The 19401-nt window shown below is 55.9% G+C and carries 17 protein-coding genes; 7 read left to right on the top strand and 10 right to left on the bottom strand.

Translation table 11 applies throughout. The features are described from left to right. Positions 1-31: 31 nt before the first annotated feature. The 5 genes from dcp to guaD form a co-directional block, all read right to left on the bottom strand. A complete protein-coding gene (dcp, locus tag RCF31_RS03130) occupies positions 32-2077 on the bottom strand; it encodes a peptidyl-dipeptidase Dcp (RefSeq protein ID WP_416412465.1) in 2046 nt (681 codons plus the stop codon). Between the two features lie 74 nt (positions 2078-2151). After that, entirely contained in the window at positions 2152-2934 is a 783-nt protein-coding gene (gene xdhC / locus RCF31_RS03125; RefSeq protein ID WP_416413198.1) for a xanthine dehydrogenase accessory protein XdhC, read from the bottom strand. Further along, positions 2912-5287, bottom strand: coding sequence for a xanthine dehydrogenase molybdopterin binding subunit (gene xdhB, locus RCF31_RS03120; protein WP_416412464.1), 2376 nt, complete (start codon positions 5285-5287; stop codon positions 2912-2914). Before xdhB ends, xdhC begins: the two co-directional genes overlap by 23 nt. Beyond that, positions 5277-6719 (bottom strand): xanthine dehydrogenase small subunit, encoded by a 1443-nt coding sequence (gene xdhA, locus RCF31_RS03115; protein ID WP_416412463.1) that lies wholly within the window; start codon positions 6717-6719, stop codon positions 5277-5279. The genes xdhB and xdhA overlap by 11 nt, the downstream gene beginning before the upstream one ends. Continuing rightward, positions 6716-8044, bottom strand: a complete 1329-nt coding sequence (gene guaD, locus RCF31_RS03110; RefSeq protein WP_416412462.1) for a guanine deaminase — start codon at positions 8042-8044, stop codon at positions 6716-6718. The genes xdhA and guaD overlap by 4 nt, the downstream gene beginning before the upstream one ends. A 381-nt stretch (positions 8045-8425) precedes the next feature. Between guaD and ydfG the strand changes: the two genes are divergently transcribed. Next, positions 8426-9172, top strand: coding sequence for a bifunctional NADP-dependent 3-hydroxy acid dehydrogenase/3-hydroxypropionate dehydrogenase YdfG (ydfG, locus tag RCF31_RS03105; protein WP_416412461.1), 747 nt, complete (start codon positions 8426-8428; stop codon positions 9170-9172). A gap of 27 nt (positions 9173-9199) precedes the next feature. Here the strand turns inward: ydfG and RCF31_RS03100 are convergent, their stop codons facing one another. Next, entirely contained in the window at positions 9200-9529 is a 330-nt protein-coding gene (locus RCF31_RS03100; RefSeq protein ID WP_313688229.1) for a YnfA family protein, read from the bottom strand. A gap of 133 nt (positions 9530-9662) precedes the next feature. Here RCF31_RS03100 and RCF31_RS03095 point away from each other — a divergent pair, with 133 nt between their 5' ends. Both RCF31_RS03095 and RCF31_RS03090 read left to right on the top strand, forming a co-directional pair. After that, positions 9663-9998 (top strand): DUF1283 family protein, encoded by a 336-nt coding sequence (locus tag RCF31_RS03095; protein ID WP_299449254.1) that lies wholly within the window; start codon positions 9663-9665, stop codon positions 9996-9998. 52 nt (positions 9999-10050) lie between these two features. Then, the gene (locus tag RCF31_RS03090; RefSeq protein WP_299449234.1) at positions 10051-10347 is read left to right on the top strand and encodes a DUF1161 domain-containing protein; all 297 of its coding nucleotides are present in this window, start codon (positions 10051-10053) and stop codon (positions 10345-10347) included. A 33-nt stretch (positions 10348-10380) separates the two neighbouring features. On the opposite strand, the gene RCF31_RS03085 is transcribed toward RCF31_RS03090, so the two are convergent. Further along, on the bottom strand, positions 10381-11841 hold the full coding sequence (locus tag RCF31_RS03085; protein WP_416412460.1) for an MDR family MFS transporter: 1461 nt from the start codon (positions 11839-11841) through the stop codon (positions 10381-10383). A 321-nt stretch (positions 11842-12162) separates the two neighbouring features. On the opposite strand from RCF31_RS03085, the gene RCF31_RS03080 reads away from it, so the two are divergent. Genes RCF31_RS03080 through osmV form a run of 4 tightly spaced genes read left to right on the top strand, consistent with a single transcriptional unit; the run spans position 12163 to position 15615 of the window. Further along, a complete protein-coding gene (locus RCF31_RS03080) occupies positions 12163-12879 on the top strand; it encodes an ABC transporter permease (protein WP_299453772.1) in 717 nt (238 codons plus the stop codon). A 16-nt stretch (positions 12880-12895) separates the two neighbouring features. Next, complete coding sequence (locus tag RCF31_RS03075) at positions 12896-13822, top strand: glycine betaine ABC transporter substrate-binding protein (RefSeq protein WP_409521805.1); 927 nt, start codon at positions 12896-12898, stop codon at positions 13820-13822. 9 nt (positions 13823-13831) lie between these two features. Next, entirely contained in the window at positions 13832-14479 is a 648-nt protein-coding gene (gene osmW / locus RCF31_RS03070) for an osmoprotectant ABC transporter permease OsmW (RefSeq protein WP_416412459.1), read from the top strand. Continuing rightward, on the top strand, positions 14479-15615 hold the full coding sequence (gene osmV, locus RCF31_RS03065; RefSeq protein ID WP_084874894.1) for an osmoprotectant ABC transporter ATP-binding protein OsmV: 1137 nt from the start codon (positions 14479-14481) through the stop codon (positions 15613-15615). The genes osmW and osmV overlap by 1 nt, the downstream gene beginning before the upstream one ends. Positions 15616-15707: 92 nt before the next feature. Here the strand turns inward: osmV and RCF31_RS03060 are convergent, their stop codons facing one another. The 3 genes from RCF31_RS03060 to RCF31_RS03050 form a co-directional block, all read right to left on the bottom strand. Then, on the bottom strand, positions 15708-17081 hold the full coding sequence (locus RCF31_RS03060; RefSeq protein WP_416412458.1) for a nucleobase:cation symporter-2 family protein: 1374 nt from the start codon (positions 17079-17081) through the stop codon (positions 15708-15710). Between the two features lie 178 nt (positions 17082-17259). After that, positions 17260-17976, bottom strand: a complete 717-nt coding sequence (gene bioD / locus RCF31_RS03055; protein ID WP_299453762.1) for a dethiobiotin synthase — start codon at positions 17974-17976, stop codon at positions 17260-17262. Positions 17977-18066: 90 nt separating this feature from the next. After that, positions 18067-19284 (bottom strand): ROK family protein, encoded by a 1218-nt coding sequence (locus RCF31_RS03050; RefSeq protein WP_416412457.1) that lies wholly within the window; start codon positions 19282-19284, stop codon positions 18067-18069. Positions 19285-19401: the final 117 nt, after the last annotated feature.

Raw genomic sequence — 19401 nt, 5'->3', positions numbered from 1 at the left:
GTGCGCATTCATGCGCACCAGGTGGCGGTAGTTACGACAGCCCGCGATTCTCCAGCATCGGGCCGATTTCCGGCGCTTTGCCGCGCCAGGCCAGCCACAGGTACTGCAAATCGGTGCTGTTGCCGCGTGACAGGATGTGTTCACGGAAGTGCTGACCATTTTCCCGCGTTAAGCCGCCCCGCTCCTCAAATGCCTGATAGCCATCATCGGCCAGCATCTGCGTCCAGATATAAGCATAATAACCCGCTGCATAGCCGCCGCCCCAGATATGGCGGAAATAGCTGGAGCGGTAGCGCGGCGGGACGGTTGCCAGGGCGATATTTTCCGCCGCCAGCGCCTGCAATTCAAAATGGCTGACATCTTCGGGATTATCATGGGGGGTCAGCGAGTGCCATTGCATATCCAGCAACGCGGCTGCCAGCAGCTCCGTCATGTCGTAACCTTTGTTGAACTTCGCCGCACGCACCATTTTCTCCCGCAGTTCAGCAGGCATCGGCTCGCCGCTCTGATAATGACAGGCATAATTGGCGAACACCTGCGGGTTGCTGGCCCAGTGTTCATTAATCTGCGACGGGAATTCGACAAAATCACGCGGTGTGGCGGTGCCAGACAGCGTGACATAACGCTGCGAAGCGAACAGACCATGCAGCGCATGACCAAACTCATGGAACAGGGTGATAACTTCATCCCAGCTAAGCAACGCTGGCTGACCTGCCGCCGGTTTAGTGTAATTACAGACGTTGTAAATGACGGGTTTGCTGCCCAGCAGTGTCGATTGATCGACAAAGTTGCTCATCCATGCGCCGCCGCTTTTGTTATCACGTTTAAAGAAATCGGTGTAGAACAGCGCCAGCGGCGTATCATCCGCATCGAAAATCTCATATACGCGGACATCGGGATGATAAACCGGCAAATCATGACGCTCGCTAAAGCGAATGCCGAACAACTGGCTGGCTGACCAGAACACGCCTTTCTCCAGCACGTTTTCCAGCGCGAAGTACGGGCGAATCTGGCTTTCATCCAGCGCGTATTTGTCTTTACGTACCTGCTCAGCGTAGAAGTTCCAGTCCCAGGCGCGCAGCGGGAAACTATGGTGCGACTGTTCAATGGCCTGCTGAATCTCTGCCGCTTCCCGCTCGGCCCGTCCACGGGCGGCAGGCACGATATTGCGCATAAAACTCAACGCCGCTTCCGGGGTCTTCGCCATCTGGTCCTGCAAACCCCACTCGGCGTAGGTTTTGAAGCCAAGCAGACTGGCCCGTTGCGCGCGCAGCTTTGCCATGCGCAGTACCAGCTCGCGGGTGTCGTTTTCATCGCCCAGCTCACAACGCGTCAGCGAACGCTGGAACAGTACCTCGCGTGTTGCACGTACGCTTAACGATTGCAGCACCGGTTGCTGGGTGGTGTTTTGCAACGGAATTAACCATTCGCCCGACAGGCCGCGTGCTTCGGCCGCCGCTTTGGCATGGGCCAGTTCCTCATCGCTGAGTCCGGCCAGCGCCGCCGGATTGCTGACGGTATACGCCCCCGTTTTGGTGGCGGCCAGCAGCCGATTACCAAACTTTGTACCGAGCGTGGCCAGCTCCTGATTACAGGCACGCAGCTGGTCTTTGTCAGCCTCATCCAGGCTGGCGCCCGCCAGCTGAAAATGTTGCCAGACCACTTCCACCAGGCGCATCGCTTCAGCATCCGGGCATTGCGTACCGCGGTGCTGATAAACGCTGTCGAGACGGGCAAACAGCTGGCTGTTCAGCGTGATTTCATCGTTCAGCGCCGTCAGCTGCGGAGTGATGATTTCATCCACTTCCTGCAGCAGTTCGCTGGTATTGGCGGAGGTCATGGCACCAAATACCAGATTAACCCGGCTCAGCAGTTGCCCGCTGCGCTCCAGTGCTTCATAGGTGTTTTCAAAGGTGGCAGGTTCCGGATTGCTGGCGATCGCCGCGACCTGCTGGCGTTTCTCTGCAATACCGGCTTCCAGCGCCGGGAGAAAGTCTGCTTCCTGAATAAGGTCAAACGGTGGGGTCTGGTACGGCAAGGTGCTGGCGGTGAAAAAAGGATTCGTTCTTGAATTCATTATCGCTCCTGATCATCAGCAACGCCGGAACAGGGTCCGGCGGGATGTCTCTATCCTGGCAGTTTCGCGTCGTCTCAACAACTCATCGTCTGACGCTGATAAACACTAATGATCTCTCCTGCCACCGCCACGGCAATTTCTGCTGGCAGCTTGCCCTTCACATCCGGTAAGCCGATCGGGCAACGCAGGCGGGCCAGGGTATCCGCTGCGATCCCTTTCCCCTCCAGCCGATAGCGAAAACGCTGCGCTTTGGTTTCCGAACCAATCACCCCGGCATAACAGAAATCGCCACGACGCAATATGGCTTCGCTCAGCGCCAGGTCGAGCGGATGATGATGGGTCATCACCACGAAATAGCTGCCCGGCCGCGCTTCGGCTACACCGTCCACCGGCTCCTCCAGCTGCCGCACCGAGACGCCATCCGGCACTGTGCGGAACTGCGCTGCACGGCTATCAATCCAGGTTATGTGACAGGGTAACGTTGCCAGCAACTGTACCAGTGCCTGGCCGACATGCCCGGCACCGTATACCTGAATTTCTGGCTGCTGCTGCATCAGCGGCTCAAATAAAATCGTTGCCATGCCGCCACAACACTGCCCCAGCCGCGCACCCAGCGCAAATTCCTCGCTATGCGGCGTAGCACGCTGCTGTTGCAGCATCTCCCGTGCCTGGGCGAGGCATTGATATTCCAGATGACCGCCGCCAATGGTGAGAAAGCTGTCGCTGGCGGTGACCACCATTTTGCTGCCGCTGTCACGCGGCACCGAACCTCGCTCGCTGAGCACGGTCACCAGCACACAACTCTGCCGTTTTTCCCGCAGGCTATGCAGCACACTAATCCAGTCGTGGTAGATCATCATCCGCTCCAGAGAGGCGCTGGACGCCCCAGAAAACCCGTTCCGGTGTGGCAGGCGCATCCAGCAGTGGATGCTGACGATAATCCGCCACGCTGGCGATCGCATCCTGCAACGCGCACCACACGGCAATCCCCAGCATAAACGGCGGTTCGCCGACGGCTTTGGAGTGGAACACCGTCTGCTGTGGATTTTTGCGATTCTCCACCAGGGTGACGCGCAGATCCGCCGGGACATCGCTGATAGCCGGGATTTTGTAGCTGGCCGGTCCATCAGTCAGCAGTTTGCCCTGATCGTTCCACACCAGTTCCTCACAGGTCAGCCAGCCCATGCCCTGCACAAATCCCCCTTCCACCTGGCCGATATCAATCGCCGGATTCAGGGAGGCGCCCACGTCATGCAGGATATCGGCACGCAACAGGCGGTACTCGCCGGTGAAGGTATCCACCAGCACTTCGCAGCAGGCCGCGCCATAGGCGAAGTAGTAAAACGGCGTGCCGCGCCCGGCGTTGCGGTCGTAATGAATGCCCGGTACGCGATAGTAGCCGGTGGCAGAAAGCGGCACCTGATTCAGCCATGCCTGCTGGCAGACCTGGGCGAAGGTAAAATGCTGCTCTCCGACCCGGACGATGCCGTTGCTGAAATTCACCCGCTCCGGTCCGCACTGATGCAGTTTGCACAGCATTTCAGTTAAGCGATCGCGCAACGTCTGCGCCGCATCCTGGGCGGCTTTGCCGTTCAGATCGGCCCCACTGGAGGCGGCCGTCGGTGAGGTGTTGGGCACTTTACCGGTATCGGTGGCGGTGATCTGGATTTGGCTAATGTCGATTTGCAGCACTTCAGCGACGATCTGCGCCACTTTGGTATTCAGTCCCTGGCCCATTTCGGTGCCACCATGGTTCAACTGCACCGTGCCGTCGGTGTAAATCAAAATCAACGCCCCGGCCTGATTGAGGAAGCTGGAGGTGAATGAGATGCCAAATTTAACTGGCGTCAGCGCCAGACCGCGTTTCATCACCCGATTGGCCGCATTGAACGCCTGAATTTCGCTGCGCCTCGCCGCGTAGTCGCTACTGTTTTCCAGCTGCGCGGTGATCTCATCCAGCAGATTATCTTCCACCTGCTGGTGATAATGGGTGACGTTGCGATCCTGCTTACCGTAGTAGTTACGTTTGCGCAGTTCCAGTGGGTCGAGCTGCAACTCACGCGCGATGTGGTCCATGATTTGCTCAATCGCCACCATGCCCTGCGGACCACCGAAGCCACGATAGGCGGTATTTGACGCGATGTTGGTACGGCAGCGGTAACCAGTAATCAGCGCATCGCCGAGGTAATAAGCATTATCGGCATGGAACATGGCTCGATCGACTATCGATCCACTAAGATCGAGCGAATATCCACAATTTCCTGCCAGATCGATCTTCACCCCGCAGAAACGTCCTTCATCATCGAAACCGACGTCGTAACGCACATAAAAGGGATGACGCTTGCCGGTGATACGCATGTCATCACGTCGGGCGAGACGCATTTTCGCTGCCCGCCGGGTCTGGCGCGCGGCAATCGCGCACAGGCAGGCCACCCCTGCTGCCTGCGTTTCTTTACCGCCAAATCCCCCACCCATGCGGCGCATATCGATGGTGACATTGTTCATGCTGATCCCCATCACTTCTGCCACCAGCTTCTGCACTTCGGTGGGGTTTTGTGTGGAGGAGAACACCTGTAAATTGGCATCCTCACCGGGGATCACCAGTGCCGTCTGGGTTTCGAGATAAAAATGTTCCTGGCCACCGATATGAAAACTGCCCTGAATACGGTGTGGCGCGCGCGCCAATGCAGCATCGGCGTCACCGCGCTGATGGACATGAGGTTGCTGAACAAAATATCCCTGCTCCAGCGCCTCGCACACATCCAGAATCGCCGGTAACGGTTCATATTCGACGATAGCCGCCGCCACTCCGGCGCGTGCCGCTTCCGGGGACTCGGCGGCGACGGCAATCACCACCTGACCGAGGTACTCGACTTTATCCTGCGCCAGCAGCGGATCACCGGGTTCCAGCGGACCAACATCGTTGATCCCCGGCACATCACGCCAGGTCAAAACACTGACCACGCCTGGCACTGCGTAGCAGGGCAGCACATCGAGCCGGGTGATACGTGCATGGGCATGCGGGCTGAGTAACGGGCACAGATGCAGCAAACCGGGCAGTTCCGGTTTATCGTCGATATATATTGCTTCGCCGGAAACGTATTTATCGGCGCTCTCGTGCTTACGGCTGCGACCGACGCCCGTCTGGATCCCGGCGTCAAACTGCGTCTTTAACAGGGTTTCATTCAATTGCGGGCGGTTATGAGACATAGCGCGTTACCTCGGCAATGGTCAGTTCACCACTGGCCTGCGCGTAGTAGCGCCGCAACAGATTACGCGCTACTTGCAGGCGATAAGCCGCGCTGGCGCGGAAGTCGCTCAGTGGCTGAAAATCATGGCTCAGGGCAGCGCAGGCAGTTTCAATGGTGGCCAGATTAAAAGGCGCACCGGCGAGCGTAGCCTCAGCATGTAATGCACGTTTGGGTGTGGCTGCCATGCCACCAAAGGCCATACGCACACGCTGCACCGTACCGTTTTCCAGTTGGATATTGATGGCGGCAAAGATGGCGGAAATATCGTCATCCAGGCGTTTTGACACTTTCCAGGCAACAAAATCAGGTGACACTGTCACACGGGGGATGATGATGGCGCGGATAAACTCGCCCGGTTGTAACACCGTCTGGCGATAACCGGTGAAAAACTGTTCAAGCTCCACTTCACGACAATGCCCCCCCTGCTGTAATTCCAGCCGGGCGCTAAGCGCCAGCAGCATTGGCGCGGCATCGCCAATCGGTGAGGCATTACCGATATTGCCACCGAGCGTCCCCTGATTGCGGATTTGCAGTGAAGCGAAACGCTCCAGCATGGCACTGAATGCCGGAATGCGCGACGCCAAAAACTGATAACAATGATGCAGTGATGCCCCCGCGCCGAGACGCCAGCTTTCATCATCCTCAAGACAGGTCTTCAGCTCCGCTACCTGCTCCAGCGCGATTAACAGCGGGATACGCTGATACTGCTGGGTGATTTGTAAGCTGAGATCGGTGCCACCCGCCAGCAAACGCGCTTGCGGATGCTGCTGATACAACGCCGCCAGTTGCTCCACCGTTTTAGGGACAAAACACCGGCTACCATTGGCGTCCAGCACCTGCACTTCATTGCTGACCAACGCCTGTAAGCGCTGCACCAGACTGGCCTCGCTCTGGCTGAAGTTATCACTGGCTGGCTGTGCGCAGGCCTGCTGCGCCGCATCCATTATCGGACGGTAACCGGTGCAACGGCACAGATTCCCCGCCAGAGCCTGCTCTGCCTGATGCCGATCCCAGCCGTTACTGTTTTTCTGTAAGGTAAATAACGACATGACAAATCCCGGCGTGCAGTAGCCGCATTGTGAGCCGTGACAATCAACCATCGCCTGCTGCACCGGGTGCAGATCGTTCCCCTGGCGCAGGTCTTCCACGGTGATCAACTGTTTTCCCTGCAAGCTGCTGACCAGCGTCAGGCAGCTGTTTACCGTTTCATAGTGCATACGACCATCCACTACCTTGCCCAGCGTCACGGTACAGGCACCACAGTCGCCTGAGGCGCAGCCTTCTTTGGTGCCACGTCGTTGCTGGTGATTACGCAGATAATTCAGCACGGTGAGATTGGGATCGAGGGCATGCTCGGTCACCAGACGGTTATTAAGCAGAAACTGAATCATGCAGCTTTCACCCCGCTGTCACGTTGCCAGACGGGCTGACCATTAACCCAGGTCTGGGCGATGTTGCGATCGTCACCCAGCGTCATCAGCACAAACAGTTTTTCCCAGATATCTTTGCTGTTGGCATAGCGCAGTTGCTGTAAAGCTGATACTGCCGGGTCAAGTACCACGAAATCCGCCTCTTTACCGGGATTGAAATTGCCGATGGCATGATCAAGATCGAGCGCATGCGCCCCACCCAGCGTTGCGTGGTAGAAGGCTTCACAGGCGCTGAGTTTGTAGCGTTGCAGCTGGCCAACTTTATAGGCTTCGCCCAGCGTCTGGAGCAGATTGAAGGTGGTACCAGCACCGACATCAGTGCCAATCCCCATACGCACCCCCTGTTGCCAGCAGCGTTTGATGTTAAATAATCCGCTGCCGAGAAACAGGTTGGAGGTTGGACAAAAGGCTATCGACGAATCGGTGTCGTGCAGGCACTGCCATTCATGGTCTTCCAGATGCAGGCAGTGGGCAAACACGCTGCGTTTCCCGGTGAGCTGGTGCTGGTGATAGACATCAAGATAGCCTTCGTGCTCCGGGAATAACTCTTTCACCCAGGCAATTTCCTGCGGATTTTCGCTCAGGTGGGTATGCAGCCAGGTATCGGGAAATTCCGCACGCAGCTGGCTCACTTTTTCCAGCAACTGAGGCGATGATGTAGGGGCAAAACGCGGTGTCAGCGCATAACTTAACCGCCCGCGATTGTGCCAGCGCTTAATCAGGTCACGGGTTTGCAGGTAGCTGGCTTGCGGCGTTTCCGTCAGATAAGCCGGCGCGTTGCGATCCATCATCACTTTTCCAGCGATCAGGCGCATATTGAGTTGCTCCGCAGCGCTAAATAAGGCATCGACCGATTGTGGATGCACCGTTCCGAACACCAGCGCGGTAGTGGTGCCATTCGCCAGCAGCTGGTGTAGAAAAAATGCCGACATCTGCGCGGCGTGGTCGGGGCAGTGATATTGGCTTTCTACCGGAAAGGTGTATTGATTCAGCCATTCCAGCAACTGCTCACCAAATGCGCCGATCATCTCGGTCTGTGGATAATGGATATGGGTGTCGATAAAACCCGGCACGATCAGTTTGCCACGCAGGTCGGTCAGGTTGGCGAGATTGATATGTGTCTGCGCAGTTTCCCAACTTTCCAGGCTGACGACTTTGCCGTCGCGCAGTGTCAGTACCCCATCTTCGAGGTAACGAGCCTGATCGGCTATGGTGTCAGGCTGACTAGCCAGGGCGGTAAAGTCAAAAAAGCTGGCCCGCAGTGTGGTTTCGGATGCAAAAGGCATAAAATGTTCCTTAATTGAGAAAGCACCCGGCTTTCTCTTTGTTATGGCAGGTGACGGCCTTTTATGCAGATTGCAAACAACATGCCAACGCAGATTTGTTATTTTTATTCTAATTTACAATGAGTTGCGTTTATTTTCGTGTTTTTGTGTTGCGAACCCCAGGCAACCGAATGCGCAACCGGTTGCCTGGGGTCGCAATCGGTTGCGATTTAACAACTGGCCTTTTTGGTGCGATTGGTGTGAGAGTGACGTGTGTCATCGTGGTGCAGGCCTGCGCCATCATTGTGCATGATAAATTCAGTCACCACTCTTCATGGGCAGAAAATCAGGGTTAATGCTAAGGTGTGGTCTGGAACCTGAAATTGTTTAAGGAACAGTGAGATGATTATTTTTGTTACCGGCGCGACCGCCGGTTTTGGTCAAAGTATCACCCGCCGCTTCATTGCTACCGGTCATAAAGTGATCGCCAGCGGACGCCGCGCTGAACGCCTGCAGGCACTGAAAGACGAGCAGGGCGACAATCTGTATACCGTTCAGCTGGACGTGCGTAACCGCGCGGCCATCGAGGAGGCTATCGCCGCCCTGCCTGCCGAATGGCGCAATATTGATGTGCTGGTTAACAATGCCGGTCTGGCGTTAGGCGTAGAGCCAGCACACAAGGCCAATATTGAAGACTGGGAAAATATGATCGACACCAATAACAAAGGTTTGGTGTATATGACGCGCGCGTTGCTGCCAGCCATGGTGGAACGCAACGTCGGTCATATTATCAATATCGGCTCAATTGCCGGTAGCTGGCCGTACTTAGGGGGCAACGTTTATGGTGCGACCAAAGCCTTCGTGCGTCAGTTCAGCCTGAATCTGCGTACCGATTTGCACGGCACCGCGCTGCGTGTGACGGATATCGAACCAGGTCTGGTAGGCGGTACCGAGTTTTCCAATGTCCGTTTTAAAGGCGACGATGGCAAAGCGGATAAAGTGTATGAAGGCACCACCGCACTGACAGCCGAAGATGTCACCGAAGCGGTGTATTGGGTCGCGACGCTGCCGAAGCACGTCAATATCAATACGCTGGAGATGATGCCGGTGACACAAACACTGGCCGGTCTGAAGGTTCATAAAGAATAAATCGTAGCGGCGCGATTTATCGCGCCGCTACGCTTCACTACCCCAGCCAGCCACAATAATCAGCATGCCACTTAAGGCTATCAGGCCCCCTGCCCAGTCCCACGGGCTGAGTTTTACCCCATCAACCACCCGCAGCCAAATCAGCGCCGTCATCACATACACACCACCGTAGGCGGCATAGACGCGCCCACTCGCCGCCGGGTGTAACGTCAGCAACCAGACAAATAGCATCAGGCTGGCCGCGGCCGGTAGCAGCAGCCATGCCGTCGCCCCCTTCTTCAGCCACAGCCACGGCAGAAAGCAGCCAACAATTTCCGCGATGGCAGTGAAAAAGAACAACAGTGCGGTTTTAACCAGCATAAAAAGTCTCTCAGAAGTCTCAACAAATGCCTCACCGCTGGTGAGTAAAGAAGCAGCGATGATATACTAGCGACCATTGTTGTTACAGCCACCATCGCGGCTGTGCTGGCGTTAACTGAAGGAAAAGATGATGAAAAAACTGTTTCCCGCACTACTGGCTGCGGTGCTGACCTCCAGCGTACTGCTGGCTGCCCCTATGGCTTCCGCGCAGACGGATAAGCTGATCATTGAAAACGGCAACAGCGCTGCCAGCAATGAGGCGGCACGTCAGAGTAAAGAACAATGGAATGACACCCGCAACCTGCGCAACAAGGTCAACACCCGCGTCGAAAAAGAGTTCGATAAAGCTGACAAAGCGTTTGATACCCGCGACTCCTGTGAAAAAAGCTATAACGTCAACGCCTACTGGGAACCTAATACCCTGCGCTGTCTGGATCGTCGCACCGGTCGCCCGGTCGCCCCATAAGCCGCTGATGCTGCTATAGTCATCAAGGGAATAAAAACCAAAGGAGTGTGTGATGAATAAACGTGTAGCCGTTGTATTGTTGTCCCTGCTGGCATTGCCGATGCTGGCACAGGCCTCCTGTGAAAGCGTAAAAGCAGATATCAGCAAAAAAATCATCAGTAACGGCGTAGCCGAGTCAGATTTCACCCTGGATATCGTCGCGAACGATCAGGCCGACCAGGCCGGTGGCCAGGTTGTGGGCCATTGCGAAAACGACAGTCAGAAAATTGTCTACAAAAAGCTGAACCACGACGCTGACAGCAACGAACCCAATGCTGCGGGCAGCTCACAGGATTCATCTTCACAGTAAACATACCCTGTAGCGGCGCGGCTTTTCACGCCGCTACTCATTCTCCGGTCGCTGATGCGGCATCAACCACGCAATCCACAGTGTCAGGCTGGCAATCAGCAGCGCCACCACAAACACCCATTGCAACGAACTGGCGATCTGGGCTATCCACTCCTGCAATGTTCCGTGTGGCAATGCCTGGCGGCTATCATGCGACATGATTTTTTGCATCGGATCGCTAGCCTGCGGCAGCCGTAGCATCAGGTTATAATTCAGCACCGCCCCCATCAGCGCCGTCCCAATCGCCGAACCCAGCATCCTGCTAAACATAATCGACGCGGTACAGATACCGCGAATCTCGTAATGCGCATGGTTTTGTACCGAAACCAGGAAGGTGGTGCTGGTCATCCCCATGCCCGTGCCGATGACAAAAGCGGTGAGTCCAGCCTGCAAAATGCTGCTGTCGGCGCGCAACAGCAGCAATAACGCACTACCGGCAATTAACAATAGCGCTCCCAACTGGGCGGTAAAGCGGTAAGAGGTCATCAGCATCAGACGCCCACTCAGGGTGCTGGCGAGTGGCCAGCCAATCGACATCATCGCCAGCGCACTGCCCGCCTGTAACGGTGTGCCACCGGTAATGCCCTGAATCCAGGTGGGCAGGAAAGCGCTGATCCCCATCATCGCTGCCCCGATAATCAGATTGCCCGCATTGCCCGCCACAATTAACCGGCTGCGCCAGATGGCCAGCGGGAACAGGGGTGCCGCCGCGCGTTGCTCATGACGTTTGAGGAAAAACGCGGCGATAAACGCCATCAGCACGAAAAACAGCAACCAGTAGCCAAGCACTTCTGCCTGCAACAGGGCGATCAGTAACGCGCTGACGCTTAGCATTAGCCAGGCGCAGCCGGTGATGTTCAATGCACAAGATTGTTGTTGTTCACGTGCGGGAAGGAATCGCGCCAGCAGCAGCATGGAAATCAACCCAATCGGCACGTTGACCCAGAAAATCACCGCCCAACTGAAGTGCTGCACCAGCCAGGCGCCGCTCAGCGGGCCGAGTATTGCCGCCACTCCCCAGACGCTGGAGAGCCAGCCCTGCACATTGGCGCGTTCGCGCGGCGAGTAGATGTCCGCGACGATGGTGGTGGTTAGCGGCATGATGGCTCCCGCCCCCAGCCCCTGAAAAGCACGGAACAGAATCAGCCATGTCATGCTGTGGGCAAAACCACACAGCACCGAACCGATCAGGAACAGCGAAACGCCAACAAAAAATAGCGTTTTTCGGCCCCACATATCTGCCAGCCGCCCGTAAAGCGGCACCGTCACCGCCTGGGTGAGCAGATAAATGGAGAAAACCCAGCCAAACTGCGAGAAGCCGCCCAGATCGGCAATGATGGTGGGCATCGCCGTCGCCACAATGGTGACCTCAATTGCCGCCATAAACATAGCCAGCATGCAGGCTACGAGGATCCAGTGGCGGTTTCCCGTTTGTATTTCTGCGCTCTCAGTCATTTTTTTACCTTCCTTTGTCTCAAGGCTAGACGAAATTTGCCGTCGTCAATTTCCTCTGCGTGCGCCCTGTTGTGACATTGTCACACAATTCGATGAATTTTTTTTATTGTCATAAATTGCCTGATTTCATGCGGGCTGAACCCATTTTTTCCCCTTTTTCTATCTGTCTGATTTTCCCCTGAAAACTGGCATGTTTCGTTTTAGGTTGCTATAGGTCTAAAACCCCTTTCCCGGTTTTCACTGGAAAAGTGACATTAAGAAGTCGTTTTATCTGCAATCTTAATTTTTTCAACGCTTTTATGATTCAGGGAGAAGCACGCTATGCAAAACGCATCGCTTGCCCGACGAGCCGGGTTGGCAGTGCTTGCCATTTTGGTGGTGGTTGGGCTGCTGGTCTGGGGACTCGGGCTGGATACGCTGCGTGCCCGTCGGGTGGATTTAATCTACCTTGGGCAACAGCATCTGTTTTTGGTGTTCTGGTCGATGTTCTTCGCGCTGCTGGTCGGCATTCCCAGCGGCATTTTGCTAAGCCGTCCGTTTGCCCGGCGCTGGGCCGAGTACGTGATGCAGATTTTCAACGTCGGCAACACGTTGCCGCCACTGGCCGTGCTGGCCCTGGCGATGGTGATTGTCGGCATCGGCGATCGCCCGGCGTTAATTGCGCTGTTCCTCGCCTCTCTGCTGCCTATCGTGCGGAATACCTTTGCTGGACTGAGCGCGGTGCCCCCTTCGCTGCTCGAAGCCGCCAACGGTATTGGCATGACCAAATTTCAGCGTTTACGCCAGGTGGAAATCCCCAATGCGCTGCCGGTGATCCTCGCCGGGGTACGGATTGCCACCGCCATCAATGTTGGCACGGCACCACTGGCGTTTTTGATTGGTGCCAGCAGCTACGGCGAGCTGATTTTTCCGGGCATCTATCTCAACGATTTCCCAACGCTGATCCTCGGTGCAGCGGCAACCGCCCTGTTCGCGCTGATTCTCGATATGCTGCTTGCCGCAGTGGGACGCATCCTCAGCCCGCACTCAGCGGCATAACCACAGGAGTCTTGTGATGGCCACTGCCAACCTGCTGGCGCGCTGGGCGAAACGCACTGCGCTGGCGCTGACCGCAACCCTGGCACTCAGCCAGGCCGCTGCGGCTGCCACTCCCATCGTGATGGCGACCAAAAGTTTTACCGAGCAGCACATCCTTTCCGCCATGACGGTGTTGTGGCTGCAAAAGAAAGGTTTTCAGGTGATCCCAAAAACCAATATCGCCACCACCATTGGTCGTAACGCGATGATCAACAAACAGATTGATATGACCTGGGAATATACCGGGACGTCGCTGATCATCTTTAACCACATCAATAAGCCGATGTCGTCGCAACAGGCCTATCAAACGGTGAAAGATCTCGACGGTAAGCTGGGGCTGATCTGGCTGGACCCGGCACCCATGAACAATACCTACGCCTTCGCCATGAAACGCGAACGTGCTGACAAGGAAGGTATCAGCACGATGTCGCAGCTGGTGGCAAAGCTGGAGCAGATTCGTAAGACCGACCCGGATCATAACTGGAAGCTGGGGCTGGACCTGGAGTTTGCCGGGCGTTCTGATGGTCTCAAGCCGTTACAGAAGGCCTATAACATGCCGCTTGACCGCCCACAGATTCGGCAGATGGACCCCGGTCTGGTGTACAACGCGGTGCTGGAAGGCTTTGTTGATGCCGGCCTGATCTATACCACTGACGGACGCGTCAAAGGCTTTGATCTCAAGGTGCTGGAAGATGATAAGCACTTCTTCCCAAGTTACAACGTCACGCCGGTGGTGCGGAAAGATGTGCTGGAGAGCCATCCCGGGCTGGCAGCGGCGCTGAATCAGTTGTCACCGTTGATCACGGACGAGGCGATCACTGAGATGAATAAACGCGTCGATATCGATCACCAGTCCCCTGAACAGGTGGCACGTGATTTCCTTCAATCCAAAAACATGCTGTAAGGAGGCGCTATGGATACCCTGCATTACATCATGGATAACTGGGACACCCTGCTGGCCCTGACCTGGCAGCATACCTGGCTGGTGCTGGTGGCGGTGGGTTTTGCCATTGTCGTTGGCGTGCCGCTCGGCATTTTGATTGTGCGCTTTAAATGGCTGGCGACGCCGGTATTGGGCGTTGCCACCATTGTGCTGACTATTCCGACCATCGCGCTGTTTGGCCTGATGATTCCGCTGTTTTCGCTGATCGGTCAGGGTATTGGTGCCCTGCCTGCCATCACCGCCGTGTTTCTTTATTCACTGCTGCCAATTGTGCGTAACACCCATACCGCGCTAGAGAATTTACCACCGGGCCTGCGGGAAGCAGGACGTGGCATTGGTATGACCTTCTGGCAGCGCCTGCGCTGGGTTGAGATCCCCATGGCATTGCCGGTGATTTTTGGTGGTATCCGCACCGCCGTGGTGATGAATGTCGGTGTGATGGCGATTGCTGCGGTGATCGGTGCGGGTGGTTTGGGCCTGCAACTGCTGGATGGCATCAGCGGCAGCGATGTGCGGATGTTGATTGCCGGTGCGTTGATGATTTGTGTGCTGGCTATTGTACTTGACTGGCTGCTGCATCGTTTGCAGTCGGCGCTGACTCCTAAGGGGATTCGATAATGATAAAACTGGAAAACCTGACGAAAACCTTTACCCAGAAAAACGGCACCCGCTTCAATGCTGTTGATAACGTCAGCCTGGAGGTTCCCGCCGGGGAAATGTGTGTGCTGCTCGGTCCTTCTGGCTGCGGCAAAACCACCACGCTGAAAATGATAAATCGACTGATTCCCGCAACCAGCGGCAGAATTTTGATCAATGGTGAAGACACCAGCATGCAGGATACCGTGACACTACGCCGCAATATCGGCTATGTGATCCAGCAGATTGGTTTGTTCCCCAATATGACGATTGAAGAGAACATTACCGTGGTGCCCCGCATGCTGGGCTGGGATAAAAAGCGTTGCCGCGAACGTGCGACCGAATTGATGAGCATGGTAGCGCTCGATCCGACAAAATTCCTGCATCGCTACCCGCGCGAGATGTCCGGTGGCCAGCAGCAGAGGATCGGCGTGATCCGCGCGCTGGCGGCGGATCCACCGGTACTGCTGATGGATGAACCTTTCGGTGCCGTTGACCCGATTAACCGCGAGGTGATCCAGAATGAGTTCCTCGACATGCAACGGCAATTAAAGAAGACGGTTATGCTGGTCAGCCACGATATCGACGAGGCATTGAAGCTCGGTGACCGCATTGCGGTGTTTGGACAGGGCAAAATTGTGCAGTGCGCCAGCCCGGATGAATTGCTGGCGAAACCGGCGAATGATTTTGTTGGATCGTTTGTCGGCCAGGACCGGACCCTGAAACGTTTGTTGCTGGTGCAGGCGGGTGACGTCACCGATCAGCAGCCGACCATTACGGTGCAGCGCAGCACCCCGCTACAGGAAGCCTTCGCCACCATGGATGATAACGATATGCGCTCGGTAACGGTGGTAGATAATGATGGTAAGCCGCTGGGCTTTGTGAAACGCCGCGAAGCACGCGGGGCCAATGGACGCTGTGAAGAAATGCTGCATACCTTTACCGTCACCGGCAAAGCCGAAGAGAACCTGCGTGTCGTCCTGTCCAAATTGTATGAGCACAATTTGGTATGGATGCCGATTGTCGATGAGGATGGCCGTTACAGCGGGGAGATTTCGCAGGATTATATTGCGGACTATCTGAGTTCGGGACGGACACGTCGGCGGTTAAATCCTTAACCGCACTGATCCGTAGCGGCGCGATTTATCGCGCAATCCCGTGCACGATGCGGGAAAAACCCGCGCGATAAATCGCGCCGCTACGTCAGTGTTTAATGGGAGTCCTCTGCCGCAGTCGTCAGTGCGGCGTTGTTCTGCTCTGATGGCAGCATCACGTTGAGCACAATCGCCAGGATGCCGCCGGTGGTCACCGCATGGCCAAACAAATTGGTGATGATCATCGGGAATTGTTTCAGCACATCCGGTACCGCTTCTACTCCCAGACCCAGACCAAATGACACCGCCACGATCAGCATTTCACGGCGTCCCAGCGGCGTCTGCGTCATCACGCGGATCCCCGCAGCGACTACGCTACCGAACATCACCAGCGTTGCTCCACCCAATACCGGCGGCGGAATTTGCTGCAACAGATTGCCAATCACCGGGAACACGCCCAGCAACACCAACATCAGACCAATCACCATGCCGACATAACGGCTGGCGACGCCGGTCATCTGAATGACACCGTTATTCTGCGCGAAGGTGGTGTTCGGGAAAGCAGAGAACATCGCGGCCAGCACGCAGCTGATGCCATCCGCCAGGATGCCGCCCTGCAAACGCCTCTGGAAGCCCTCTCCCTCAATTGGCTGGCGCGACAGCAGGCAGTTTGCGGTGAGATCCCCAACGGCTTCGATAACGCTAATCACAGAAACCAGCGCAATCGGCACAAAGATCGCCCAGTCAAAGTTGAAGCCAAAGCGGAAAAAACCCGGCATCACCAGCCAGCTGCTGGTTGCCATCGGTTTCAGTTGCAGATGGCCGGTCAGTGCGGCAGCAATACAACCTACGGCGATGCCCGCCACCACTGCAATCAGTCGTGCCCAGCGGTTACGTGAACGGTTGAGTGCCACAATCACCAACAACGTCAGTGCGCCCAGCGCCAGATTCCACGGAGCGCCGAAGTCAGCCGCGTTATGACCACCGGCCCAGTCAGTGATGCTGACTTTTATCAGGCTGATGCCAATCAGGGTGATCACTGTGCCAGTCACCACTGGCGTTAACACTTTACGTAACGGCGCGATACAGCGGCTGATCAGCATCGGGATCAGCGCAGCGATCAGGTTGCAACCAAAGATCATCGCCATGATGTCTTCCGGCGATCCGCCGCGTGCTTTCACCATCAGGCCGCCAGACAGGATCACGCCAAGGAAGGCAAAACTGGTGCCCTGTAAACAGATCATCCCAGCGCCGATGCCCATAAAACGCCGCGCCTGAATAAAGGTACCCAGACCAGAGACCAGTAACGACATACTAATCAGATAAGGAATATAAGCCTGTAATCCCAGTACCGAACCAATAATCAGCGGTGGCGTGATGATCCCCACTACGCTGGCCAACACATGTTGCAGTGCGGCAAAAAATGCGGGGGCTGGGCCTATGCGTGCTTCCAGCCCGTACAGCAAACCTTTTTCATCTGAGTGCGACATAACGGTGCTCCGGCAGTAAATTCATCAGGTCAGCTGATGCATGAATCACGCCAGAGCAATAAGTTTCAGTGATATTTTTGGCAGGATGTTGAATTTTAAGGGGATTAATTTGGCAAAAAAGGCGGCCGAATCTGCAACCTTAGATTCAGCCACTTCGCATTTGCCACTTTTCGTTTCATCAGGCTGCTGGTTTTGCACTGTCGTTGTGCGACAGACGGTTATCCAGCAGCGAAAGATCGAGGTAACCACTCAGATCTCGCTGTTCCGCACGCGGCAGATAGGGCAATTCACCCAATAACGGTGCGGCCAGCTTTTCACTCAGTACATCAATGATTTCAGCATAATGTGCCAGCCCAGGGTTGATGCGATTGGCAACCCAACCCACCAGCGGCAGACCATCCTGTGCTATGGCCTCGGCAGTCAGTAAAGCATGGCTGATGCATCCTTCTTTAATCCCGACCACCAGAATCACTGCTAACTGCTCCTGTTTTACCCAGCTTGAGAGCGGTTGCAGGTCATTCATCAGGCAGCGCCAGCCGCCCGTTCCCTCAACCACCACATGCGGGGCGCGCTCCTGCAAGGCAGCCAGCCCTCTACTGAGCAGCGGATAATCAATTTGATGGGTGGGACTGGTGCTGATTTCATCCTCTTCCAAAGTAATAGGATTGATCGCGGCATAAGGTAATGCCAGGCCAGAAGCCTGCTGCAATAACAGTGCATCCTTGTTACGCAAACCCTCAGGAGTCTGTTTTGCGCTTTTAGCAATGGGCTTATAACCCACAGCGCACTGACCTGCCTGTGCAAAGCACTGCAGCAGCGCGCGGGAAACCACGGTTTTGCCCACCGCGGTGTCGGTACCGGTGATAAAGAGTGTTTTCACCCTTCCTCCTAACATTTAGCGATGTGAACCAGAGGTGACGAAGGGGCAGTGTAAGTAAATGTCGTACCTGACAGATTGCGTTAGCGCAAACTTAGGGCGAGCTAATCAACCCTGGAGCAGTTTTACCAGTAAATGACCGGAATAAAGGGCATCTTTGATTAACGCCGCAGCCCCTAAGGTGCCGGGATCGTTAAACACGGTGGGGGCAAGCTGGATTTCATCGCTGTAAGCCGGTAATGCCTGCTGGCGAATGGTGCTGCTGACGGCAGGAAACAGGACGTCAGCGGCCTGATTGAGGGGAGAACCGATGAGAATTTGGCGTGGATTGAAGATATTAACCATCATTGCCAGCATGCGGCCAATATGATGCCCGACCCCGGCAATGACATCGGTCGCCAGACGGTCGCCCTGCTGTGCTGCCTGGCACAGGGTTTCAATCGTCAGCGGGGCCGCGTGCAGGCGGCTCTCCGGCTGGGTCGGCAGGCGCAATTTCGCCAGATTGAGCAAACTGCCAATGCTGGCGACGGTTTCCAGGCAGCCATGATTGCCGCAGTAACACTGCCGACCATAAGGATCAATTTGCGTGTGACCAATTTCCACCAATGCCCGCCCGCTCTTGTGCAGCAGCTGCCCACCGGTTATCACCCCGGCTCCCACCGTTTCATCAATCACAATCTGAATCACGTCCTGCGCCCCGCGTGATGCGCCAAATAGCGATTCAGCCAGAGTCCAGGCGGAAATATCATGCTGCACGAAAACCGGCACACCGCTGCGTTGCGACAGGGTCTCGCCCAGCGGCATATCCTCAATATCGTAACCGGGGATACGGTGCACAACACCGGATGCGGCGTTAATCAGGCCCGGCAGCGTGATGGCGATAGCCGTCAGGCGCTCCAGTTTTTTCTGATGACGGATAAAAAAGGCATCGATCAGTTCCAGCAGCTCCTGCAACAACGGCTTGTCCGGACCGACGATCAGTGGCAGACGCTCCTCCTGCAAGGCTCGGCTACTGAGGTCGCGCAATGTCAGGGTGATGTGACCAGGCTGAATACGCACCGCCAGATAGTGCCAGGCCAGGGTATCCAGCAGCAGGCCGATAGCCGGACGCCCACGGCTGCCCGCTTCCTGAAACTCGGTTTCCTGAACCAGATGCGCATCCAGCATTTCACGGACGATTTTGGTGATGCTGGCAGGCGCCAGCTGGGCGCGTTTGGAAAGTTCTATACGCGAAATCGGGCCGAAATGATCGATCAGTCGGTAAACCACGCCTGCATTGGTCTGCTTTATCTGGTCAATGTGGCCAGGTTGACTGTCCTGATTCACGCCCTGCTCCCGGTTATTTTCGCGCTTCTAAATAAATAGCAACTATGGTGCGGCAGAATGGCGGATAGCGCCAAATATTTGATTAGATATGTGATTTATCGCACATAAAGCCTGGTG

It is taken from the genome of Pantoea sp. App145 (genome assembly GCF_047947045.1).
Classification (GTDB): Bacteria; Pseudomonadota; Gammaproteobacteria; order Enterobacterales; family Enterobacteriaceae; genus Pantoea.
Note: the sequence above shows the minus strand (reverse complement) of the source record. Positions and strands in the feature narration are given on the sequence as shown.